Origin of the sequence: Pseudomonas sp. C5pp, assembly GCF_000814065.1 — a bacterium.
Classification (GTDB): Bacteria; Pseudomonadota; Gammaproteobacteria; order Pseudomonadales; family Pseudomonadaceae; genus Aquipseudomonas; species Aquipseudomonas asiatica.
The window spans coordinates 39225-62410 of the sequence record NZ_JWLN01000009.1 but is presented as its reverse complement, the minus strand read 5'-3'; the positions used below and the strand labels follow the sequence as shown (position 1 = coordinate 62410).

At 62.4% G+C, this 23186-nt stretch carries 23 protein-coding genes; 15 read left to right on the top strand and 8 right to left on the bottom strand.

Annotated features, from left to right (window positions below; translation table 11 throughout):
- Positions 1–40: 40 nt before the first annotated feature.
- Positions 41–1588, top strand: a complete 1548-nt coding sequence (gene pdxR / locus RR51_RS09380) for a MocR-like pyridoxine biosynthesis transcription factor PdxR (RefSeq protein ID WP_039613299.1) — start codon at positions 41–43, stop codon at positions 1586–1588.
- 237 nt (positions 1589–1825) lie between these two features.
- On the opposite strand, the gene RR51_RS09375 is transcribed toward pdxR, so the two are convergent.
- Positions 1826–2224 carry a tetratricopeptide repeat protein gene (locus RR51_RS09375; protein ID WP_024086815.1) on the bottom strand — a complete coding sequence of 133 codons (399 nt, stop codon included), beginning with the start codon at positions 2222–2224 and terminating at the stop codon, positions 1826–1828.
- 253 nt (positions 2225–2477) lie between these two features.
- Here RR51_RS09375 and RR51_RS09370 point away from each other — a divergent pair, with 253 nt between their 5' ends.
- Positions 2478–4103, top strand: coding sequence for a methyl-accepting chemotaxis protein (locus RR51_RS09370; protein ID WP_039613298.1), 1626 nt, complete (start codon positions 2478–2480; stop codon positions 4101–4103).
- Between the two features lie 343 nt (positions 4104–4446).
- On the opposite strand, the gene RR51_RS09365 is transcribed toward RR51_RS09370, so the two are convergent.
- From RR51_RS09365 to RR51_RS09345, 5 genes are all read right to left on the bottom strand, one after another.
- A complete protein-coding gene (locus tag RR51_RS09365; protein WP_039613297.1) occupies positions 4447–4767 on the bottom strand; it encodes a hypothetical protein in 321 nt (106 codons plus the stop codon).
- Between the two features lie 135 nt (positions 4768–4902).
- Positions 4903–5352 carry a hypothetical protein gene (locus RR51_RS31500; RefSeq protein ID WP_082044673.1) on the bottom strand — a complete coding sequence of 150 codons (450 nt, stop codon included), beginning with the start codon at positions 5350–5352 and terminating at the stop codon, positions 4903–4905.
- A 105-nt stretch (positions 5353–5457) separates the two neighbouring features.
- Positions 5458–7299, bottom strand: coding sequence for a potassium transporter Kup (locus RR51_RS09355; RefSeq protein ID WP_082044672.1), 1842 nt, complete (start codon positions 7297–7299; stop codon positions 5458–5460).
- Between the two features lie 300 nt (positions 7300–7599).
- Entirely contained in the window at positions 7600–8826 is a 1227-nt protein-coding gene (locus RR51_RS09350) for an MFS transporter (protein ID WP_013972141.1), read from the bottom strand.
- Positions 8827–9171: 345 nt separating this feature from the next.
- Positions 9172–10047, bottom strand: coding sequence for a universal stress protein (locus tag RR51_RS09345; RefSeq protein ID WP_039613294.1), 876 nt, complete (start codon positions 10045–10047; stop codon positions 9172–9174).
- A 245-nt stretch (positions 10048–10292) separates the two neighbouring features.
- On the opposite strand from RR51_RS09345, the gene RR51_RS09340 reads away from it, so the two are divergent.
- On the top strand, positions 10293–10526 hold the full coding sequence (locus RR51_RS09340; protein ID WP_003259758.1) for a hypothetical protein: 234 nt from the start codon (positions 10293–10295) through the stop codon (positions 10524–10526).
- Positions 10527–10627: 101 nt separating this feature from the next.
- Here RR51_RS09340 and RR51_RS09335 read toward each other — a convergent pair whose 3' ends face one another.
- Entirely contained in the window at positions 10628–11005 is a 378-nt protein-coding gene (locus RR51_RS09335; RefSeq protein WP_039613293.1) for a hypothetical protein, read from the bottom strand.
- A gap of 289 nt (positions 11006–11294) precedes the next feature.
- On the opposite strand from RR51_RS09335, the gene pstS reads away from it, so the two are divergent.
- From pstS to RR51_RS09280, 11 genes are all read left to right on the top strand, one after another.
- Positions 11295–12326, top strand: coding sequence for a phosphate ABC transporter substrate-binding protein PstS (pstS, locus tag RR51_RS09330; protein WP_003259756.1), 1032 nt, complete (start codon positions 11295–11297; stop codon positions 12324–12326).
- A 72-nt stretch (positions 12327–12398) separates the two neighbouring features.
- A complete protein-coding gene (pstC, locus tag RR51_RS09325; RefSeq protein WP_013972145.1) occupies positions 12399–13364 on the top strand; it encodes a phosphate ABC transporter permease subunit PstC in 966 nt (321 codons plus the stop codon).
- The gene (gene pstA, locus RR51_RS09320; protein WP_023661149.1) at positions 13364–14257 is read left to right on the top strand and encodes a phosphate ABC transporter permease PstA; all 894 of its coding nucleotides are present in this window, start codon (positions 13364–13366) and stop codon (positions 14255–14257) included. The genes pstC and pstA overlap by 1 nt, the downstream gene beginning before the upstream one ends.
- A gap of 75 nt (positions 14258–14332) precedes the next feature.
- Positions 14333–15094: a phosphate ABC transporter ATP-binding protein PstB gene (pstB, locus tag RR51_RS09315; RefSeq protein ID WP_031324478.1), complete on the top strand. Its 762-nt coding sequence runs from the start codon at positions 14333–14335 to the stop codon at positions 15092–15094.
- A gap of 93 nt (positions 15095–15187) precedes the next feature.
- Complete coding sequence (locus tag RR51_RS09310; RefSeq protein ID WP_015270024.1) at positions 15188–15886, top strand: hypothetical protein; 699 nt, start codon at positions 15188–15190, stop codon at positions 15884–15886.
- Positions 15886–16485 (top strand): hypothetical protein, encoded by a 600-nt coding sequence (locus RR51_RS09305; protein ID WP_039613292.1) that lies wholly within the window; start codon positions 15886–15888, stop codon positions 16483–16485. Before RR51_RS09310 ends, RR51_RS09305 begins: the two co-directional genes overlap by 1 nt.
- Positions 16486–16645: 160 nt before the next feature.
- Positions 16646–17200, top strand: a complete 555-nt coding sequence (locus RR51_RS09300) for a helix-turn-helix domain-containing protein (RefSeq protein ID WP_013972148.1) — start codon at positions 16646–16648, stop codon at positions 17198–17200.
- Positions 17201–17227: 27 nt separating this feature from the next.
- Positions 17228–18574 carry a glutamine synthetase family protein gene (locus RR51_RS09295; protein ID WP_039613291.1) on the top strand — a complete coding sequence of 449 codons (1347 nt, stop codon included), beginning with the start codon at positions 17228–17230 and terminating at the stop codon, positions 18572–18574.
- Positions 18575–18658: 84 nt separating this feature from the next.
- Entirely contained in the window at positions 18659–19432 is a 774-nt protein-coding gene (locus RR51_RS09290) for a gamma-glutamyl-gamma-aminobutyrate hydrolase family protein (RefSeq protein WP_039613290.1), read from the top strand.
- Positions 19433–19501: 69 nt separating this feature from the next.
- Positions 19502–20860: an aspartate aminotransferase family protein gene (locus RR51_RS09285; protein WP_023661869.1), complete on the top strand. Its 1359-nt coding sequence runs from the start codon at positions 19502–19504 to the stop codon at positions 20858–20860.
- A 253-nt stretch (positions 20861–21113) separates the two neighbouring features.
- Positions 21114–21668, top strand: a complete 555-nt coding sequence (locus tag RR51_RS09280) for a helix-turn-helix domain-containing protein (protein WP_013972152.1) — start codon at positions 21114–21116, stop codon at positions 21666–21668.
- 26 nt (positions 21669–21694) lie between these two features.
- Here the strand turns inward: RR51_RS09280 and RR51_RS09275 are convergent, their stop codons facing one another.
- On the bottom strand, positions 21695–22465 hold the full coding sequence (locus RR51_RS09275; RefSeq protein WP_039613289.1) for an SDR family NAD(P)-dependent oxidoreductase: 771 nt from the start codon (positions 22463–22465) through the stop codon (positions 21695–21697).
- Between the two features lie 158 nt (positions 22466–22623).
- Between RR51_RS09275 and RR51_RS09270 the strand changes: the two genes are divergently transcribed.
- Complete coding sequence (locus RR51_RS09270) at positions 22624–23145, top strand: chalcone isomerase family protein (RefSeq protein ID WP_039613371.1); 522 nt, start codon at positions 22624–22626, stop codon at positions 23143–23145.
- Positions 23146–23186 lie beyond the last annotated feature (41 nt).

The following is a 23186-nucleotide window of genomic DNA, read 5'->3' as shown; positions in this document are numbered from 1 at the left end:
AGTTCAGGACCAGTAGAACCTCCAGTTTCGGTTAATTCACATGGTCCAGCTTCGCAAATGGCAGCCGCTGCTCAAGCTTGACGCGGCGCAGTCGCATGCCTCGTACAGGCAGATCGTCGAGGGCCTGGTAGCCGCTATCACCGAGGGCCGCCTGCGCCCCGGTACGCCGTTGCCCGGCACGCGGGAAATGGCGCAACTGCTGAACGTCAATCGCAAGACGGTGATCCTCGCCTACGAGGAAGCCGAGACCAAGGGCTGGCTGGAAAGCGTGCAGCGCCGTGGCACCTTCGTCAGTCGGCAGCTGGCGGCTGGCACCCTGGCCGAGCCCGATGCAGCGCAGCCCTTTGCCCTGGTGCTACAGCAGGAGCCTGCCGTTGCGTACTTCGCGGCCAACGAACAGGCTGCCGCGCAGCAGGATCGGCCGGGTGCGCTGTTCTTCGACAACGGCGCCTGTGACCACCGCCTGCTGCCGCAGACCGTTCTGCACCGCTATTACCGTAATGCCTTGCGCAACAGCTTTGCCGCCAACACCGTGCGCCATGGCAGCGCGTGCAGCAGCCACTCCCTGCGCAGCGCCTTGGCCGACATGCTGCGGCACAATCGCAGCCTGAACGTTGGCGCCGAGCATATCTGCCTGACCCAGGGCGTGCAGATGTCGCTGTACCTGGTGGCCAGCGTGCTGCTCAAGCCCGGTGACGTTGTGCTGGTAGAGCGCCTGAGCTATCCGCCTGCGTGGGAGATCTTCCGCCAGCTGGGCGCCCGGCTGGTCACCGTGGACCTGGATGAGGAGGGCTGTCGGGTCGAGCAGATCGATGCATTGTGCCGGCTGCACCAGGTACGCATGCTGTACATCACACCCCATCACCAGTTCCCGACCACGGTCAGCCTGCCTGCCGGGCGCCGGCAGCAGTTGCTGGAACTGGCGCGGCAGCACGACTTCTGCGTGGTCGAGGAAGACTACGACCATGAATACCACTTTGCCGGGAGGCCTTACCTGCCGCTGGCCAGCGACCGTCAGCAGCGGCATGTGATCTACATTGGCTCATTGTCCAAGTCCTTGGGCAGTACGTTCCGTTGCAGTTTCATCGTGGCGCCGGCGGAGGTGGCCGAAGCGCTCGAACGCAGGGCGACGCTGACCCTGGGGCAGGGCGATGCGGTGATGCAGCAGATGCTGGCGGACTTGATCAATGATGGCGAGCTGAAGAAGCACTTGCGTCGGGTCACCCGGGAGTATCGCCGGCGTCGAGAGACCCTGTTGGCTTGCTTGCGCGATGCCTTTGGCGAGCAGGTAACCGTGCGCGAGCCGGAAGGTGGGCTGGCGCTGTGGGTGAGGTTTGCTGACGGGATCAATGTGGATCAGTTGGTTGGCAAGGCGTTGGAGTTGGACCTGGTGGTACGCAGTGGCCGGCAGTTTTCGCCGTTTGGTCATGCGGAAAATGCCTTGCGCCTCGGGTTCGCCTCGCTGGGCATGGATGAAATCCGGCTGGCTACACAACGTTTGGCGCAGGCGGCGAAGGCGATTGCAACATCGGTCCAGTGCAATCCCTGTGGGCGATCACCCAGCTCTTTGGGCTGCGCTGTCGAGTAGAGAACTGAATTCGCAAGCGGTCCGCGGACTCTGTGGGAGCGGCTTTAGCCGCGAAGAATCCAACGCGGTGCATGGCACCGGCTGTGCCGGTGTTCGCGGCTAAAGCCGCTCCCACAGGGTCCCTGCTAATGCAATGAGTTATGGGTAGTTCCATGAGAGCTGACTTGCGGGTGATCACCGGCGCAGCCGGTGGCAAAGCTGGTCGATGCTGGCCTGACGCGCAGTGTCTGATCGCCGTCAGTGTGCAGCCGTCGGCAGCATGCCCGAGCCCTGGGCCTTGTGCGCGGCTTCTATCAGCTGCAGGTTGCGGCTGCGCAGGGCGTGATTGTTGCCAACACGCAGGTTGGAGCGAAGCGCCAGGGTTTCGGCCTGTTCATACTGCCCTTGCTGAAGGCGCAAAACGCCAAGGTAGTGCAGCGTTGCCGGGTTGTTCGGCTGAATGTGCAGCGCACGCTCCAGGGTGGCTGCCGCCTGGTCCAGCTGGCCGTCGGCATATTGTTGCGAGGCGGTTTCGATCAGTACCGTCGAGGCATTGTTGCTGCGTGTGGGCGCGTAGCGTTCGCCGGCCAGTGCGCCCTGTGCCGTGATTGCGCTGAACAACAGGAGCAGGGCTGACAGAACAGGTGTGCTGGGCATCGGCGGAAGACTCGGCAGGGCTTGGGCGGGCCAGGTTGCAGGGCGAGGGGATGCTATCGACCGAATTGGAACGTTGAAGTTCCCGCCTGGTCGGCTTGTTGCCCGTTGCCCAGTCTGTGCCTCGACAACATCTGTTCGGTTACCGCCCATAACCGCACTCCGGCGCCTCAAGCCTGGGGCAGTACCTCCGATAGCAGCACACCCACCGTCGAATCATCGACCAGAAGTGGTGCCAACAAGGAGTACTGCCCCCATGCTTGCCAACCTGAAGATCCGCACCGGAATGTTCTGGGTGCTGTCGCTGTTCAGCGTGACCCTGCTGTTTTCCACCGTCAGTGCCTGGCGGGCGGCGGTGGGCAGCGACCAGCAGATCACCGAACTGGACCAGACCGCGCACCAGTCGGACCGGTTGAACAATGCATTGCTGATGGCGATTCGCGCCAGTGCCAATGTGTCCTCGGGCTTCATCGAGCAGCTGGGTGGTCATGAGGAAAGCGCCAACAAGCGCATGGCGCTGTCGGTCGAGCTGAACGACAAGAGCCAGAAGCTGGTGGACGAGTTTGTCGAAAACGCCCGCGAGCCTGCGCTGCACGCACTGGCAACGGCACTGCAAACCACCTACGGCGAGTATTCCAAGGCGGTCGCCGGGCAGCGTGAGGCAACCCGTCAACGTTCGCTCGAGCAGTATTTCAAGGTCAACACCGACGCCGGCAACGCCATGGGCCGGCTGCAGGCGCTGCGCCAGCAACTGGTCGGCGCATTGAGTGAGCGCGGTCAGCAGATCATGCTGGAATCCGACCGGCGCCTGGCGCGCGCCCAACTGCTGAGTCTGGGGCTGCTGGGCGTGACGTTGGTGTTGGCGGTGCTGTGCTGGGCCTTTATTGCCCAGCGCGTGCTGCACCCGCTGCGCGAAGCTGGCCGGCACTTCCAGCGCATTGCCGGCGGCGACCTGAGCGTGCCGGTGCAGGGGCAGGGCAGTAACGAGATCGGCCAGCTGTTCCATGAACTTGAGCGCATGCAGCAGAGCCAGCGCGACACCCTGGGGCAGATCAGCAACTGTGCCAGGCAGCTGGACGCAGCCGCCACGGCGCTGAATATGGTCACCGAGGAAAGCGCCAACAACCTGCGCCAGCAGGGCCAGGAGCTGGAGCAGGCCGCTACCGCCGTTACCGAAATGACCACGGCCGTTGAGGAGGTTGCGCGCAATGCCATCACCACCTCGCAGACCACCAGCGAATCCAACCAGCTGGCGGCGCAAAGCCGCCGGCAAGTCAACGACAACATCGACGGCACCGAGGCCATGACTCGGGAGATCCAGGCCAGCAGCGCGCATCTGGAGCAACTGGTCGGGCAGGTGCGGGACATCGGCAAGGTGCTGGAAGTGATTCGCTCGGTGTCCGAGCAAACCAACCTGCTGGCACTCAATGCCGCCATCGAGGCCGCCCGTGCGGGCGAGGCCGGGCGCGGCTTTGCGGTGGTGGCTGATGAAGTGCGTACGCTGGCTTACCGCACGCAGCAGTCGACCCAGGAAATCGAGCAGATGATCGGGCGCGTGCAGGCGGGTACCGAAGCGGCCATGACCTCGATGCAGGCCAGTACCAGCCGCGCCCAGTCGACGCTGGATGTGACCCTGGCCTCGGGGCAGGTGCTTGAGGGTATCTACAGTGCGATCGGCGAGATCAACGAGCGTAACCTGGTGATTGCCAGCGCAGCCGAAGAGCAGGCCCAGGTGGCGCGAGAGGTGGACCGCAACCTGCTGAACATTCGCGAGCTGTCGACATCCTCGGCAGCAGGGGCGCAGCAGACCAGTGAGGCGAGCAAGACGTTGTCGGGGTTGGTGGGGGAGATGGCGGCGTTGGTGGCGCGGTTCAGGGTTTGAGGTCTGGCGGGCACCAGACTGTGGCAGTGGGCGCGCCCGCGAACACCGGCGTAGCCGGTGCCTTCCACCGCGTCGCCTGCTTCGCGGGCATGCCCGCTCCCACAGGGACCCATCAGCTGAAGGAATGCGCCATACCTGTGGGAGCGGGTTTACCCGCGAATACCGGCCTAGCCGGTGCCATCCACGGCGTCGCCTGCTTCGCGGGCATGCCCGCTCCCACAGGGGCCTCATCAGCTGAAGGAATGCGCCGTACCTGTGGGAGCGGGTTTACCCGCGAACACCGGCGCAGCCGGTGCCATCAACCGCATCGCCCGGTTCGAGGGCACGCCATGTGCGCTTTCAGTTATCGATCGTGCTTCGAAGAGGAGCGCCCGGCCTTGTTGTGTTCCTTGGAATGGGCAATGCCGGACCGGGTAATGCCACGGCCGTTGTCATCATTGCGCAGGCTTCCATAGTGATTGCCGCTCTCGCCATGGTTGCGGGTGGCCTTGCCTGCATGATCACTCTCGTAGCCGGCGCCATTACCGTTGAACCCACCTTTGCCACCGCCATTGCCATTACCTTTGGCATATGCGGAACCAATCGGCGAGACATCGGCAGGCAACATTGCAGTTGCGCCGAGCGCCAGGGCACAGGTAAAGACGGCTACCAGGGTTTTTTTCATGTTTGTTCGCCTCCAAAAGGCGCAGGGGGGAAATTCGAGTGCGGATACGACATAAGGTTGCCTTTCAAGTTCCGCAATGCGCAGCCTTTCGACGAAGCGGCTGCCAGGCCCTTTCAGTACCTGGCAGCCTTAAGCTCATCGATCATTCTTGGAGGAGTTTTGTACCGCGCCGCTCAGCCCCTTGGCATTGTTATCACCGGGCGTAGTCCCCGAGATAGCGGTAGATTTCGTCAAGCCGCGAGTATCCTTGGACTGGGCAATGCCTGAGGTGGTGGTCCCATGGCCGTTGTCCTGGTTACGTGAGCTTCCATAATGATTGCCGCTCACACCATGATCGCGCGTAGCCTTGCCGGCATGATCACCCGCGAGACCCGCACCATTGCCAGTACCATTGTGCCCACCCATGCCGGCGCCACGTCCACCGCCATTGCCGCCGCCGTGGCCACCACCACCACCATGGCCGCCACCGCCACCGCCACCGCCTTTGGCATACGCGGAACCCATCGGCGAGATATCGGCAGGTAACATTGCCGTTGCGCCGAATGCCAGAGCACACGCAAAGACGGCCACCAGGGTTTTTCTCATGTTGTTTCGCCTCCAACGGCGCAGGTAGAGCTCAGGTGCTGGTAAGACATGCAGCGGCCTTGCAAGTTCTGTCGTCCTGACAAAAGGATCGTGGTCCATGACTGCTCAGATCTCGACCTGGGTGCCAAGCTCGATCACCCGGTTCAGCGGCAGCTTGAAGTACTTCAGGTTGCTGTTGGCATTCTTCAGCAGGAAGGCAAAAAGGTGCTCACGCCAGCGGGCCATGCCCATCTGCCTGCCTGCAATGACCGTCTCCCGGCTGAGGAAATAAGTGGTGCGCATGGGGCCGAACTCAAGGTCCGCACGCTGACAGCGGCTTAACGCCAACGGCACGTCGGGCTCCTCCATGAAGCCGAAATGCAGGCTCACGCGGAAGAAGCCGTCACCAAACTCCTCGACCTCAAAGCGCTTGCCAGCGTTGACCCGTGGCTCGTCCTCGAACACGACGGTCAACAGCACCACCTGTTCATGCAGTACCTGGTTATGCAGCAGGTTGTGCAGCAAGGCGTGAGGCACCGCCTCGGGCCTGGCGGACAGGAATACGGCAGTACCGCCCACCCGGTGAGGCGGCTGGGCCTTGAGGCTGGTAATGAACAGGTCCAGCGGCAGCGAACTTTCGTCCAGCCGCTCGACGATCATCCGTCGCCCGCGCTTCCAGGTAGTCATCAGGGTGAACAGTGCAAGGCCGGCAATCACCGGAAATGCACCGCCCTGGAGGATCTTCGGCGCATTGGCGGCGAAATACAGGCTGTCGACCAGCAGGAATGCCAGCAGCATCGGCAGTGCCAGCCAGCGGGGTGCCTTCCACAGCAACAGCACCACTGCAGAAGCCAGCAGTGTGGTGATCAGCATGGTCCCGGTCACGGCTACGCCATAGGCTGCTGCAAGCGCCCCGGACGACTCGAAGCCAACCACCAGCAGCACCACGCCAACCATCAGTGCCCAGTTCACCATACCGATATAGATCTGCCCCTGTTCCTCGCTGGAGGTGTGCTGGATGAACATGCGCGGTACGTAGCCCAGCTGGATGGCCTGGCGCGTCAGCGAGAACGCACCGGAAATCACGGCCTGGGACGCGATGATGGTGGCCAGCATGGCCAGCCCGACCATGGGCAGCAGGGCCCATTCGGGCGCCAGCAGATAAAACGGGTTGCGCACTGCCTGCGGGTCGCCGAGGATCAGTGCGCCCTGGCCGAAGTAGTTCAGTACCAGGCCGGGCAGCACCAGCAGGAACCAGGCCCGGGCGATGGGTTTGCGGCCGAAGTGCCCCATATCGGCGTAGAGCGCTTCGGCGCCGGTCAGCGCCAGCACCACCGCGCCCAGGATCGCCACGCCCATGCCCGGGTGCAGCACGAAGAACTTCACCGCCCAGAGCGGGTTGAGTGCCTGCAGCACCTCCGGGCGCTGGACGATGCCGTGCAGGCCCAGTGCACCCAGCACGACGAACCACAGCACCATGATCGGCCCGAAGAGGATGCCGATGCGCGCGGTGCCATGCTTCTGGATCAGGAACAAGGCCACCAGCACCACCACCGACAGTGGCACGACCCAATGCTCGATACCGTCGAAGGCCAGTTGCAGGCCCTCGACGGCCGATAGCACGGAAATCGCCGGCGTGATCATGCTGTCGCCATAGAACAGCGCGGCGCCGAACAAGCCGAGCAGCACCAGTATCCTGCCCAGGCGCTGGTAGGGCGCCGCCGCCCGATGCGCCAGGGCGGTCAGGGCCATGATGCCACCTTCGCCCTGGTTGTCGGCACGCAGGATGAACAGTACGTACTTGAGCGATACCACCCAGAGCAACGACCAGAACACCAGCGACAGCACTCCGAGTACGCCAGCGGTGTTGGCCTGTACGCCATAGTGCCCGGCGAACACCTCCTTGAGGGTGTACAGCGGGCTGGTGCCGATGTCGCCATACACCACGCCGACAGCGGCGACGAGCATGCCGACAGGGTTGGACTTGGCGGGAAGGGATTGATTTGCGATGACGGTGGACTGGCTCACGAAAGGTTTCTCTGGACTGGCGGGTATAAATGCATGCCATCCCTGAGCATCGCGCGCCCAGTATTCCTTCTGTCTGCCGGCTCAGTCGTAAAAAGAGCGTAAAAAATCAGCCAGCGCCCCAATACCTGTCAGTAAGCAATTCGGGGCCGCTTTGCGTCCCGGCCAGCTCCCACAGGTACAGCGCAGACTTCAAGAGTTTACGTGGTCCCTGTGGGAGCTGGCCTGCCGGCGATGGGGTGGTCAGCCAGGTTGCGCCGCCAGGCTGTTGCTGACGTTACGCCCCAGCACCAGCACCGTAGCGAAACCGCAACCCACCAGGGCCGTGGCCAGGCTCAGCAACACCGAGCTGCCCAGCTGGTCGACGATCCGACCGCCGAAGAACGAGCCCAGTGCAATGATCACCTGAAACATGGCAACGAACAGCGGCATGCCACGTTCGACATCCTTGGGCGCGACGACGAACATCCAGATACTGGCGCAGGCCGGGAACGCGCCGAAGGCGAAGCCCCACAACCCGATCAGCATTGCGGCACCGGTCATGCCGGTGGCGAAGTGAGGGAACAGGGCAGTGCTGGTGCCGATCATCAGCGCTACCAGCAGCAGGGTGTGACGTACGCTGCGGTTGGCGGCGAAACCGGCGAAGATATTGCCGAATACCCCGGCCACGCCATAAAGCAGCAGCAACGAGCCAATGGTAGGCCCATCGAAGCCGGAGCTTTGCTTGAAGAAGGGGGCGACATAGGTGTACGCGGCAAAGTGCGCCAGCCCGATCAGCAACACGGCGATCAGGCCAACCCGCGCCTGTGGGTTGATGAACAGGGCCGGCAGGTCGCTGATGCGAATGGCTTTGTCCGGGTTGAGCCGCGGGAGCAAAAGGATCTGCGCCAGCAGCACCGGTATGCCCAGTAGAGCGGTTATCAGGAAGGTCATGCGCCAGCCCATCAGGCCACTCAACCAGGTGCCTACCGGCACGCCCAGCACGGTGGCAAGGGTTACGCCGACCATGATGATCGAGGTGGCCTGGGCTACGCCCACGCCCTTTGGCGCCAGGCGGCCGCTGAGGGCAATGGCCGTCGCCCAGAAGCCACCGATACTCACGCCCAGCAGCACGCGGCCGAACAGCAGCAGGTTGAAGTCGCTGGCGTAGGCCACCACCGCGTTGGCGATGATCATGATCAGCGTCAGCCCGATCAGCAGGTAGCGACGGTCCAGAGCGCCAATGCCCACCGACAGTAGCGGGGCGGCGAGGGCGGCCATGATGCCGGGCAGGGTGACCATCAGGCCGGCGTGGCCTGCACTGATGCCAAGGTCGCTGGCAACATCGTTGAGTACGCCCACCGGCAGGAACTCGCTGGTCACCAGGGCGAAAGCGCCGACGGCGACCGAAAGGATTGCTAGCCACTGCTGGCTGACGCTTTGTTGATCATGCTCGGGGAGGCCGCGAGGGGCCTGGCTGGCACTTGGCATGGTATTGGATTCCAAGAGAGGGATGTCGCCTGAAGCAGGCGCAAGGAGCGGGGGAAATTTGCCGGGGATTATAGGGGGCGGTTTCGCCTGGCCAACATGCGGGTCGCTCGATAGTAATCATCAGCGCAATCGATGAAACGCCTTGCGCAGAGCGCCCGCTGTTGGATGGAGCGCAGGGAACAAATATCGCTCGTTTGAAGCGTCCATTGTAGGAGCAGCCTTGTGCTGCGAAGAGGCCGGTACTGACAAGGCCTTTGTATTGCTTGTCCCGGCCTCTTCGCAGCACAAGGCTGCTCCTACAAAAACTCACTTAACCAATGAGTCGCTTGTCCGCGAAGGACAGGCCTATGGCGATACCAGCACATCGCACTGGGATTCGTTCAGCACATGCTTGGTGACGCTGCCTATCAGCAGCTCTTCAAGCGCGCTTTCCCCTTGCTTGCCAACCACGATCAGGTCGCATTCCAGCTCTTGTTCCTGCTCGGCAATCCGCCAGGCAGGGTCGCCATGCACCACGATTTGCCGAGCATCTGCCACTCCGGCGGTTTCGCTCAAGGCCGCGAGTTGCTGGACCGCATCCTTGCGGATGACATTGCGGTAGTGTGCAAGGGTGTCATGGTCGATGTGGGCGAAACGCATGCTGCCTTCGAACGGCGCTTCGTAAACATGCAACAGAATGATCTCGGCCTGTGGGGCAATGGCTTTTGCCAGTTCGATGGAGCGCAGTGACGAAGGCGAAAAATCAACTGCAACCAGCAAGGTCCGGTAGACATCGCGTGGCGCCTGCTTGACCACCAGCAAAGGGCAGGGCATGCGGTTCAGCATCTTCTGCACCGTGGAGCCCAGCAGCAGGCGCCGCGCGACGCTCTGGCCCTTCGCCCCGCATACCAGCAGGTCGCTGCGTTTATCCTGCACCACACGGGTGATCTCCGTGGTCACCGAGCCATGCGCTACCTGCACGCCAGCGGCGATGTCATGGCGCTGGAACAGCATTGCAGCCAGTGCGCGGATTTTTTCGCCAGCGGTATCCAGCACGCGCTTCAGCAGATCATCACCAGGTGCGACCAGCTGCTTCAAGCGCTCGAAGGGGGCCGGGTTGGCAACGTACAGCAGGTCCAGCGATGCCTGCTGCGCCTTGCTCAGGTGCGCAGCGCGCTCTGCCGCGTTGCGGGCGGAGGTGGACAGGTCGGTTGCTACCAGTACGTGGTTCAGGTGGCTCATGTGGGACTCCTTATCCAAGGCCGCGCACGGTGATCGATGGCGATGGCCTTGAGCACAATGCGCATGGCGGTTTTCGATTCGTTCCTTGCTGACAGCCATCGTCGCGCGAGCCCGGCTCAGCGGCTTGACGTGCGTCAAGGGAGCACTTCGGCTGATAGGCTCGCAGGGCTATTGCGATTGTTTGCATGAGTCAACTTGATGCTTTCCCGTAGCAGTACTAATACTAAGAGACTGCCGGGAGGGGGATGATCATGCAGATGCGCTTTGTTGTGGTTCCCGCTGTGCCGCTCAAGAAAGAGATTTACCCGCGTAGTCTTGGCTTTCCCGCAACGTTAGGGGAGGGCTATGACCTTTATGACACACAGGAAAAGCTGCGCCTGACCCTCAACTACCCCACACGTGCCGAGGCGGAATTCGTATGCGCTTCCCGCAACAGTTGCCGGGATGCCGACACGGCGGATATCGCCGGGAATGGTTGATGCTGTGGCGGACACCGGCGTAGCCGGTGCCATGCATCACATTGCGTTCTTCGCGGGCACGCCCGCTCCCACAGGGATTGCGCCCGGTTCAGGGCTTGCGGTCATGCGTGCTTGAGCGCTTCCACCAATTGTGCCTTGGTCATGGTGGAGCGCCCTTTGATGTTTTTGCTGCGCGCTTCCTTCATCAGGCTTTGCTTGCTCTGGGTTTCCAGGGAGCTGCCCGATGTGCGGGAATGACCTTGGCGCGACTTCGCCGCCCGTTTGGCCGAGTCCAATCGGGCAGTTTTCTTCTCGCTGGAGGATGTAGCCTTACCCGAGCCACCTTTCTTCTCGCCTCCACCGGACTGTTTGTTCACGGTGGCCCAGGCACGCGCTTCGGCCTGCTCTTTGGGCACGCCTTTTTGCTCGTAGCTTTCCTCGATGTGTTCGGCCTTGCGCTTCTGCTTGTCGGTGTATTTGTCCTTGTCGCCGCGTGGCATGGCACTCACTCCCGTCTGCTTTGCATGTGCGGTTGAATGCCGCGGCGACGCCAGAGTGCCCGGTAATCGACGAGCGGCGCCACGAAGCCTGCTGCCTGCCGGAAGCAGTCATTCAATCGACACATCGAAGCCGTAGGGTTGAGACAGGAACCACTCCAGGGCTCTGGCCCCTGATGTTGCCGTGATGGCGCCGCCAGACGGCTCTACCGTGCGGCCTGCCATTCATCGGTCACAAAGCTGTAACATTGCTGCTGCAAAGTGTGCCGGCCATCACACGGAGCGCTTTTCGATGATACGCCTGATGAAATCTGCTGCACTCGCCGTTGCCGTTTCTCTTTGCGCCACTTCGGCATCCTTTGCCGCAGAGAACATCCGCCTGACCGGTTCCGGCGCAAGTTTCCCGGCACCGATCTACCTGACCTGGTTCAAGGCCTTCAGCAAGGAAACCGACGGTGTCACCGTTGACTACCAGTCCAAGGGGAGCGGGGCGGGTGTTCAGGACTTTCTGAACAAGACCGTCGACTTCGCCGCCAGCGACTCGGCAATGAAAGCCGAAGAAATCGCCAAGGTCGGCGAGGGCGTGCAGTTGCTGCCAATGACCGCCGGTGAAATCGTCCTGGCTTACAACCTGCCAGGCAACCCCAAAGGGCTGAAGCTGCCACGCGATGTGTACTCCAACATCTTCCTCGGCAAGATCACCCAGTGGAACGACCCGCAGATCGTCGCGGCCAACCCTGAGCTGAAACTGCCCGCCACCCCGATCACCGTGGTCGTGCGTGCCGACTCCAGCGGCACCACTGCGGTATTCACCAAGCACCTGTCGGCCATCAACGCTGACTTCAAGCAAGCGCTGGGTGAAGGCAACACCGTCAACTGGCCGGCCAGCGACAAGTTCATCAAGTCGCCGAAGAACGATGGCGTAACCGCCACCGTCCGCCAGACCCCAGGTGCCATCGGCTACATCGAATACGGCTTCGCCAAGCTGGCCAAGGTCGACTTCGCCCAGCTGCAGAACAAGGCCGGCCAATACGTAGTGCCGAACGCCGAGAGCGGTGCCGAGGCGCTGGCTGCGGTGAAGATGCCGGAGAACCTGGTGGCCTGGCTGCCTGACCCGGACGGTGCCAAGTCCTACCCGATCACCTCCTACACCTGGATGATCTTCCGCAAGGACAACGGTAACCCGGCCAAGGCCAAGGCCATGCGCGAAATGGTCGAATACAGCCTGACCGAAGGCCAGAAGATCGCCGACTCGATGGGCTACATCCCGCTGCCAGCGTCGGTTGTCGACCAGGTACGCAAAGCGTCCGCCAACATCCAGTAACACGCCCAGGCGCTCCCGGTGTGGTCTGGCGGCCATGCCGGGTGTGTTTGCCCTCTGTCCCGGAACTTGCCCATGAACACTCCTTTTGCCATCCCGGCTAACCCCGACTCCGCGTGCCAGCCACCGTCTGCGAAAGACTTCCTGGTTGATCGCACCTTCCGTGCGCTTGCACGCATCGGTGTGGTGCTGGTGCTGGCGCTGGTCTTCGCGCTGGTCTACGAAGTGGGCCGCAAGGCACTGCCAGGCATCGAGAAGCACGGCTTTGACGTGCTGTTCGGCAGTGTCTGGGACGTCAACCAAGGCAAGTACGGTATTCTGCCAGCGATCTGGGGCACGCTCTACAGCGCCCTTATCGCCCTGTTGATCGCCGGTTTCTTCGGCGTCAGCATGGCCATCTTCCTGACCCAGGACTTCCTCCCGGCCCGGCTGGCGGCGGTGTTCCGCACCATCGTCGAGCTGCTCGCTGCCATCCCCAGCGTCGTCTACGGCCTGTGGGGGATCTATGTGGTCATCCCGGCCATTCGCCCGCTGACCACCTGGCTGAACAGCGAGCTGGGCTGGATTCCCTTTTTTGGTACTTCCCTGAGCGGCCCAGGGCTGCTGCCTGCCGCGCTGGTGCTGGCGATCATGATTCTGCCGACCATCGCCGCCGTTTCGCAGGACGCCCTGACCAGCGTGCCGATGAAGACCAAGCAGGCCGCCTACGGCCTGGGCGCCACCCACTGGGAGGCCATTCTCAAGGTAATGGTGCCATCGGCAGCTACCGGTATCTTTGGTTCGCTGGTGCTCGGCCTGGGCCGTGCGCTGGGTGAAACCATGGCGCTGGCCATGCTGGTGGGCAATGCCAACAACATTTCCCTGTCCTTGTTCGCCCCGGCCAACACGCTGGCGGCCTTGCTGGCCCTGAACTTCCCGGAGGCCGGCCCGAACGAGGTCGAGGTACTGATGTACGCCGCACTGGTGCTGATGTTCATCACCCTGCTGGTGAACGTGCTCGGCTCGATGATCATGCTCTACGCCCAGCGGGGTAACAAATGATGACCAACCTCACCACCCCTGCAAACGCGTTGCCCAGCCTGCAGCGCAAGCTGGAAGGCCGTTCCCTGCGCAGCCTGTTGTTGACCACGCTGGCATGGTTCGCGGCACTGGTGGCCAGCGTGCCGCTGATCTCCGTGCTGTACATGCTGATCACTCGCGGTGGCGCACGCCTCAACCTGGAGGTGTTCACCGAGCTGCCACCCACCGGCTTCGAGATGGGCGGGGGCTTTGGCAACGCCATGGCCGGTACTTTCGTCATGGTCGGCATTGCTGCTGCCATCGCCGTCCCGGTCGGTATCCTGGCCGCGGTGTTCCTGGCCGAACTCGGCCCGGACAGCAAGCTGGCCAACGCCGCGCGCTTCGCCGCCAAGATGCTCACCGGCCTGCCGTCGATCCTGGCTGGCGTATTCGCCTATGCCCTGGTGGTGATGACCACCGGCACCTACTCCGCGCCGGCAGGTGGTGTGGCCCTGGCGGTACTGATGCTGCCCATCGTCGTGCTGACCGCTGAAGAGTCGATGAAGATGGTGCCCAAGATCATGAAGGATGCCGCCTACGGCATGGGTTGCACCCGTGCCCAGGTGATCTGGAAAATCGTCCTGCCCACCGGCCTGCCGGCCATCCTGACCGGCGTCATGCTGGCCGTGGCCCGTGCCGCCGGCGAGACCGCGCCGCTGCTGTTCACCGCGCTGTTCAGCAACTACTGGATCCTGCATGACGGCGACCTGGCAGTCATGAACCCGACGGCCTCGCTGGCCGTACTGATCTACAACTTCTCCGGCATGCCATTCGACAACCAGCTCGAGCTCGCCTGGGCGGCCTCGCTGGTACTGGTGATGATCGTGCTGGTAATCAACATTCTGAGCCGAGTATTCGGCAAGCCCAAGTATTGAGAAAGGGAGCATCCGACCTTGAACGTATCCACTGCGCCAAAAGCCGCTCCCGTGGTCAGCGAAGCCCCCATCGTCATGGACTGCAAGCTGGACAAGATCTTCTACGGCAATTTCATGGCCGTTCGCGACAGCCATGTGCCGATCCGCAAGAACGAGATCACCGGTTTCATCGGGCCTTCCGGCTGCGGCAAGAGTACCGTGCTGCGCAGCCTCAACCGCATGAACGACCTGGTAAAGGGCTTCCGTTTCGAAGGCCATGTGCACTTCCTGGGCCAGGACGTCTACGGCAAGGGCGTCGACCCTGTGGTGGTGCGCCGCTACATCGGCATGGTGTTCCAGCAGCCCAACCCGTTCTCGATGAGCATCTTCGACAACGTCGCCTTCGGCCTGCGCCTGAACCGCTACAAGGGCGACATCGGCGACCGCGTCAAGCACGCGCTGCAGGGCGCCGCGCTGTGGGACGAGGTGAAGGACAAGCTCAAAGTCAGCGGCCTGGCCCTGTCCGGTGGCCAGCAACAGCGTCTGTGCATCGCCCGCGCCATCGCCACCGAGCCGGAAGTGCTGCTGCTGGACGAACCCTGCTCGGCACTCGACCCGATTGCCACCCGCCGGGTGGAGGAGCTGATGGTCGAGTTGAAGAAGGACTACACCATCGCCCTGGTGACCCACAACATGCAGCAGGCGATTCGTGTGGCCGACACCACCGCGTTCTTCTCGGTCGACATCTCCAAGGGCACCCGTACCGGTTACCTGGTCGAAATGGGCCCGACCACGCAGATTTTCCAGAACCCGCGTGAGCAGCTGACCGCCGACTACATCAGCGGCAAGTTCAGCTGAGGCCGCAGGTGCCAAGGTGGCCGGGTGTTGCAGTCAGGAAGGCTGCAACACCCGGCCGCATTACCTTCCGTCAAGTGTTACCAGGGATTTCCAATGCCAGCGACGCGTCGTCTTGATCTGCCAGCGGTAGAGCGCGCACTGCGTGAGGTGCAGGCCCGCTTTGCCGAACTCAGCCAGCATTTCACCGAACCGCGCGATCCGTTTACCGACGAGGTGCTGCTGAATGTGGTTGAAGGCTATGCCCTGATTGACGACTATGTCGCCCGGGGTGTCGACCTTTTCGACCTTCAGCAACTGAACCTGATGCTGGAGATCAACGCCACCGTGCTGTGCGGCAGCGACCCGGCACGCAGGCTGGAGTTTGCCCCGCACCTGGCGGCGACCGAGGCGCACTTTTTCAACAACGTGGAGGGCGGCATCAAGGACCTCTACAACTGGTATTGCTCGTATGGCAGCGATTCGATCTGGAAGCGCGCGGCGGGTGTCTACGTTCGAATTCTCAGCAAGCCGCAGCTGTTCATCGAAGGCAACAACCGCACAGGGTCGCTCATTGTCAGCTACCTGCTGATGCGCGCGGGGTTACCGCCATTCGTGTTGTCGCTGGACAATGCCGAGGGTTACTTCAACCCATCCTCGGTCATACGCAACTCTGCCAAGCATGGTGTCAAGGCTTTGTACGAACTACCCAAGATCAAGAAAAAGTATGCAGCTTTCCTTGAAGCGCACGCGCCTGAGCCCGGCAAGTTCTTCCTGGGCGTCACATCCATGCCTGCGCGCGAGAGGTGCCGCTGATGCAAAGCTCTTCTCTGTTCCAACGCGGGCGGCAAGCCATCGAGCGCACGTTCAACCGCCCGCAGATACGCATTTCGTTCGATATCGACGACACGCTCGCCTGCCAGGCCGACCATGCCGCCGCCGAGGACAGCAAGCTGCCGGCGTTCGTCCACCGCTGGTTGGGTGAACCCCTGCGCAGTGGCACGCGCTCGCTGATCCGCGACCTGCGCCGCCAGGGCTGCAGCATCTGGATCTACACCTCGTCGGGGCGCACGCCGTCCTACATCCGCCGTTGGTTGATGCTCTACGGTATCCGCGTCGATGGCGTGGTCAACAGTGACCGGCACCAACATATCCTGGCCGTGAACGGGCTTGAGAATGCGCCTTCCAAGTTGCCGTCGGCCTTCGATATCGACCTGCATGTCGATGATTCCGAGGGCGTGCGGCTGGAAGGCGTCGACCACGGTTTTCGCGTGGTGGTGGTGTGCCCCAAGGATGAAAACTGGGCGCAGAAAGTGATGGATGCGGCGGTCGATGTCCAGGCACAGCTGGCCTGGCAGCAACCGCACCGCTATGAAATGCCGGTACGGCAGCGTTCGCAGGCCCTCGCTTCCTGAGGGCCTCAAGGTACTTTTCTCGTTACGCCTCTTCGCTACTTGTTGCCCCCCCACACCTCCATTCGCGGCTTCCCATTTTCAGCTTCGGCTTGACTCGTGAAAATTTTCATGTAATTTTTCATGAAAAATAACTCTAAAAATTTCACGGCAGTCTCAAACGATGAAGATGCACGAAGAGGTTGAAGCCCTCGCGATCCTTATTCACGACCTGCGCAAATTCAAGAACCTGACCCTGGGCGAACTGGCCGAGCGCATCAACCGCTCGGTGGGCTTCTTGTCCCAGGTCGAGCGCGGTGTTTCGCGCCCTACCGTGGCCGATCTCACCGCCATCAGTGAAGCGCTCGGCGTATCTACCGCGTACTTCTACAACCTGAGCAAGCCCCGCAGCGTCAGCTGGGTCACGCGCCCCCACGAGCGGCGCACGCTGTACCTCGAGTCGGGCATCACCGATGTGCTGGCTTCGCCCACCATCGGCGGCGCGTTCTCCATGCTCGACAGCCATCTCGAGCCAGGCGCCAGCAGTGGCGAGCTGTACCTGACCGACCGATCCGAGCAGGGCTGTTTCGTACTCGAAGGCGAACTCACGGTCTGGCTGGACCACGGCGACGCCGTGACCCTGCAGGCCAACGACTGCTTCCAGCTGCACCCCCACGCGCAGTTCCGTTACGCCAACCTGACGGAAAAAACCACCCGCGTGCTCTGGGTCTTCAACTGAATTCGTTCACCTCACAAGGACAAGAAGATGAGTGTCGTCTTTCCGGATCTGCTGACTGAAGTGCGCTCGTTCCGAGCGAAACACCCAGAAATACGTTATGTCGACCTGATTGCGCTGGATATTCCCGGGCACTTCTACGGCAAGCGCTACCCCATGGACATGCTGGAAAAAGTCGCAGCCGGCGCGCCGCTGAAGTTGCCGCAGAACTGCGTGTTGCTGGGCACCCAGGGGGGGCTCTACCCGATCGGTGACTACTGCTTCGCCGACGGCGACCCGGATGCCGCCCGCCGCCTGGTGCCGGGTACCCTCAGGCCGGTGCGTTGGGAAAAGGAACCGATCGCGCAGATGCTCATCACCTCCGACGGCACCGCCAACCCCATCGAGTTCGAGCCCCGTGAAGTGCTGGCCCGGGTGATCCAGCGCCTGGCCAGGCGCGGCATTCGCCCGGTGGTGGCCTTCGAGCTGGAGTTCTACCTGTTCGACCGCAAGCTCGATAACGGCCTGCCACAGTACCCACGCGACAAGGCGACCGACGACCACGACGACCAGCCGAACATGCACATCGAGCGGCTGTCGCGCTTTGCACCGGTGCTGCACGAGATGGTCGATGGTGCCAACGAGCAAGGCGTGCCGGCGAACGTGATCACCGCGGAGCTGGGCCCCGGCCAGTTCGAGATCAACTTCTCGCACAGCGACGATGCCATGAGCGCGGCGGACTGGTCGGCGCTGTTCTGCCGCAGTACCCGCGGGATCGCGATGAAGCACGGCTACCGAGCCAGTTTCATGAGCAAGCCGTACCTCGATGCGCCGGGCAGCGGCATGCATGTGCACGTCAGCCTGTACGACAACGCCGGCAACAACATCCTCGCCGGCGATGACCAGCGCAAGCTGCGCCATGCGGTGGCAGGGTGCCTGGAGCTGCTGCCGCACTGCATGCCGATCTTCGCCCCGAACCACAATGCCTACCGCCGTTACGGCGCCATGGTCAACGCGGCAAGCAAGGCCAGCTGGGGTTTCGAAGATCGCGATGCGTGTATTCGCATCCCCGAGTCCGACCCGCGCAACCTGCGCATCGAACACCGCCTCGCCGGTGCCGATGCCAACCCGTACCTGGTGCTGGCGGCCATCCTGACCGGGATGGAGCATGGCCTGGAGCGTGGCGTCGAGCCCATTGCCCCGCTGAACGACAACCGCCAGAGCGGCATCGAGTTCCCCAAGGATGCCTTCAGTGCCCTGGCCGCCATGCGTCACCACCCGGAGGTCAACGCGGGCCTGGGCAGTGAATTCGTGATGGTCTACTGCGAAAACAAATACCAGGAGCAACTGGACTTCATGCGCCACATCGATGCCCGCGAATACCGCTGGTTCCTGTAGGTGCCGGGGTCGGGGCAGCGCCGCTGCACCCTGCCTTTCTACCGTTTCAATACAACGCGCAATATGGATTTGCCGGAGGAAGATATGCCACGTGTGCCCGTTATCGGCATTACCGCATGCACCAGCATGATCGAGCTGCATGCAACCCAGACCATCAGCGAGAAGTACGCGCGCGCGGCGGCCAAGGCAGCGTGTGGGCTGCCCATCGTGATACCCAGCCTCGCAGACCTGATGGACAGCGCCGATATTCTCGACGTGGTGGATGGGCTGATCTTCACCGGTTCGCCGTCCAACATCGAACCGTTGCACTACAACGGACCGGCTAGTGCAGCGGGCACCCATCACGATCCGCTGCGTGATGCCACCACACTGCCACTGATGCGTGCGGCCATCGCCGCCGGAGTGCCGGTGCTGGGCATCTGCCGTGGTTTCCAGGAAATGAACGTGGCGCTGGGTGGCACCTTGCACCAGAAAGTGCATGAGACCGGCATGTTCATGGACCACCGCGAAAGCAAGGGTGAGCCCATCGAAAAGCAATACGGCCCGCGTCACGCCCTGCATATAGAGCCCGGCGGCATGCTCGACCGCATGGGTTTGCCAGCGGTCATCGATGTCAATTCCATCCACGGCCAGGGCATCGATGTACTGGCCCCCGGGCTGAGGGTGGAGGCGCTGGCACCTGATGGCCTGGTGGAAGCTGTTTCGGTCGAGAACAGCAAAGGCTTTGCCCTGGCCGTGCAATGGCACCCCGAGTACCAGGTCATGGACAACCCGCATTACCTGACCATCTTCCAGTCCTTTGGCAAGGCCTGCCGGCATCGCTCGGTATTGCGCCAGATGCTGTTGAAGTCCGCCTGACAGCGATCCTTCCCAATTACAAAAAAGTACCTGCGCAGCACGGCTGCGCAACTTGATGGAGTGAAGTCAATGAGTGAGCAGAATTCGCAGACCCTCGCCTGGCAAGCCATGAGCCGCGACCACCACCTGGCCCCGTTCAGCGATGTTCGGCAGCTGGCCGAGAAAGGTCCGCGCATCATCACCTCGGCCAAAGGTGTGTACCTCTGGGACAGCGAGGGCCACAAGATTCTCGATGGCATGGCGGGCCTGTGGTGTGTGGCGGTGGGCTATGGGCGCGATGAGCTGGCCGATGTCGCCAGCCAGCAGATGAAGCAGCTGCCGTACTACAACCTGTTCTTCCAGACCGCGCACCCGCCCGCGCTGGAACTGGCCAAGGCGATCGCCGATGTGGCCCCGCAAGGCATGACTCACGTGTTCTTCACCGGCTCTGGCTCCGAAGGCAACGACACCGTGCTGCGCATGGTCCGCCATTACTGGGCGCTCAAGGGCCAGAAGAACAAGAAGGTCATCATCGGCCGCATCAACGGTTACCACGGCTCCACCGTGGCCGGCGCGGGCCTGGGCGGCATGAGCGGCATGCACCAGCAGGGCGGGCTGATCCCGGATATCGTGCATATCCCGCAGCCATACTGGTATGGCGAAGGCGGCGACATGACCGAGGCCGACTTCGGCGTGTGGGCGGCCGAACAGCTGGAGAAAAAGATCCTCGAAGTTGGCGTGGACAACGTTGCCGCCTTCATCGCCGAACCGATCCAGGGCGCTGGCGGGGTGATCATTCCACCGCAGACCTACTGGCCGAAGGTGAAGGAGATCCTGGCCAGGTACGACATCCTCTTCGTCGCTGACGAAGTGATCTGCGGCTTCGGCCGTACAGGCGAGTGGTTCGGTAGCGACTACTACGACCTCAAGCCCGACCTGATGACCATCGCCAAGGGCCTTACCTCCGGCTATATCCCCATGGGCGGCGTGATCGTGCGAGATGAAGTGGCCAAAGTCATCAGCGAAGGCGGCGACTTCAACCACGGCTTCACCTATTCCGGCCACCCGGTGGCGGCTGCGGTCGGCCTTGAGAACCTGCGGATCCTGCGTGACGAAAAGATCATCGAGCAGGTGCACGACAAGACCGCGCCTTACCTGCAACGACGCCTGCGCGAGCTGGCTGACCACCCGCTGGTAGGCGAGGTACGCGGCCTGGGCATGCTCGGTGCGATCGAGCTGGTGAAGGACAAGGCCACCCGCGCGCGCTATGAAGGCAAAGGTGTCGGCATGATCTGTCGCCAGCACTGCTTCGACAACGGCCTGATCATGCGTGCCGTGGGCGACACCATGATCATCGCGCCGCCGCTGGTGATCAGCATCGAGGAGATCGACGAACTGGTGGAAAAAGCCCGCAAGTGTCTGGACCTGACGTACGAGGCTGTTCGCTGAGCGTCTGGGTCTGATACCTGTAGGAGCGGGTTTACCCGCGAAGCAGGCGCCGCGGTGGATGGCACGGACTTCGTCCGTGTTCGCGGGTAAACCCGCTCCCACAGGGATCGCACCAACTTCTAGAGTCTGGGCTAGAAAGTCGCAGGCATATCGTCGCCGGCATCTTGCAATGCCGCGAAGCATCTTGCTTTGTGAAATGAATCATGTACTTTTCAGGGCATCAATTTTCCCATCCGAAAGTCGCGATTCAACCATGAAAGTGCACGAAGAGATCGAAGGCCTGGCCGTACTGATTCGCGACCTGCGCAAGTTCAAGGGCCTGACACTGGGCGAACTGGCGCAGCGCATCGGCCGTTCGGTGGGCTTTCTGTCCCAGGTCGAACGGGGCGTATCCCGCCCAACCGTGGCCGACCTCACGGCTATCAGCGAAGAGCTCGGCGTTTCCACGGCCTATTTCTACAAGCTGGACCAGCCCCGCGAGCTCGACTGGGTCACCCGCCCTCACGAGCGTCGTACCCTTCACCTGGCCGGTGGCATCACCGATGTGCTGGCATCCCCCACGATAACGGGCGCGTTCTCCATGCTCGACAGCCACCTGGAGCCGGGGGCCAGCAGTGGCGAGGAGTACCTGGACGACAGCTCGGAGCAGGGCTGCTTCGTGCTCGAAGGCGAACTGACCGTCTGGCTGGATGGCGGCGAGCCGGTAACGCTGCGCGCCAATGACAGTTTTCAGCTGCAACCCCACGCGAGCTTTCGTTACGCCAACCTGACAGACAAGCTCACCCGCGTGCTCTGGGTATTCAGCTGAGAGGGGAGTCCAGGCTGGCTCTGGAGTCACCAGGCAATCGGTGTCCCGTCCCACGCCCAGAATGTACCACTCTGTTCCGGGCCGTGTCGGCTTACCAGCGCTAGAATGCATGTCGCTGCAAACGCCGGCGAGAACAGTTTTCCTGGCGCCACATTGCCCTGAAAGGGTTGGGAAAGGCGGGTGTCGGTGGTCCCGGGGTGCAGCAACAGTACCGTGGAAGCGGGGTTCAGTCGCTTGAGCTCGATGCTCGCGGTACGCAGAAGCTGGTTGAGCGCGGCCTTGCTGGCGCGATAGCTGTACCACCCGCCAAGATGATTGTCGCTGATCGACCCGACCCGCGCCGACAGCGCCACATAGGTCATCGGTTGCTGTCGCAACAAGGGCAGCAAGTGCCTGAGCAGCAGGACAGGGGCGAAACAGTTGGTCGTGAAGCTGGCCAGCAGCCCCGCCATATCCACCTGTGTCAGCGCTTTTTCGGCCCGTGCGGGTGGCGCTTGCAGCACGCCAAGCGTGCAAAATACCAGGTTCAAGTGGTTGCAGCAGGCGCCCACCCGCGCCGCCAGTGTTTGCAGTGCCACTTCGGAACAAGCGTCGCAGTCGATGCGAACCAACTGTCGTGGGTGCTCGGCGAACAAAGCATCCAGCGCAGGGCTGCTGGTGGCATGTCGCGAGACGGCAAACACCCATCCGATGTCGTCGCGCGCCAGCATCTGTGTGCACAGTGCAAGGCCGATCCCCTGGCTGGCTCCGCAGACCAGCACGTTGGCGGGGGTATGAAGGTCATTGATAAGGCTCATTGAACTGCCTCCTTTGCCGGCCCCGACGCAGGTATGCCACTGTCACTGGCTCTGCCGAAACAAGGCCCTGAGACCCGCAAGTAAAAGTTGTACAACCTCATAAAAAACTGTACATAGTTGCTAATATTGTACAGGTATTTCACGTGCTCGAGGTCAGTATGGGGCACACAACTCGTTGGGCCTGGCTTTGCCTGCTATTGACTGCCCTGTCGGAGGCGGCGGACTGGCGAGCGGAGCTGCCGGCAGCGCAACGGCTGGGCGTCGGTGAGTTCAGCTGGTTTGGCTTGCGCCTTTACACCGCACAGCTCTGGGCGGCAGGTCCGGTCCAGGACTGGAATCGGCCTTTTGCCCTTGAGCTGGCCTATCACCGAAGCCTGTCCAGGGACACGCTGGTACAGGCCAGCCTCGAGGAAATGTACCGCCTGGCACCTGAAAACCTGACGCCGCAGCGGCGCGCGGCGTGGTCCCAAGCCATGCAGCAGGCGTTTGTGGATGTACGGCCAGGCATGCGCATCACCGGCTTGTACATGCCGGGGCAGGGCTGCCGCTTCTACGTCGATGGCAAACTCAGCCGGGCGGTCGCCGACCCCGTTTTTGCACGGGCGTTCTTCGCCATCTGGCTCGATCCGCGGGCCAGGGATCAACAACTGCGTCAGCGTCTGCTGGGGGGCATGCCATGAATCTGCATAACGGTAACGCTGACCAGCCAGGGGTAGCCTGA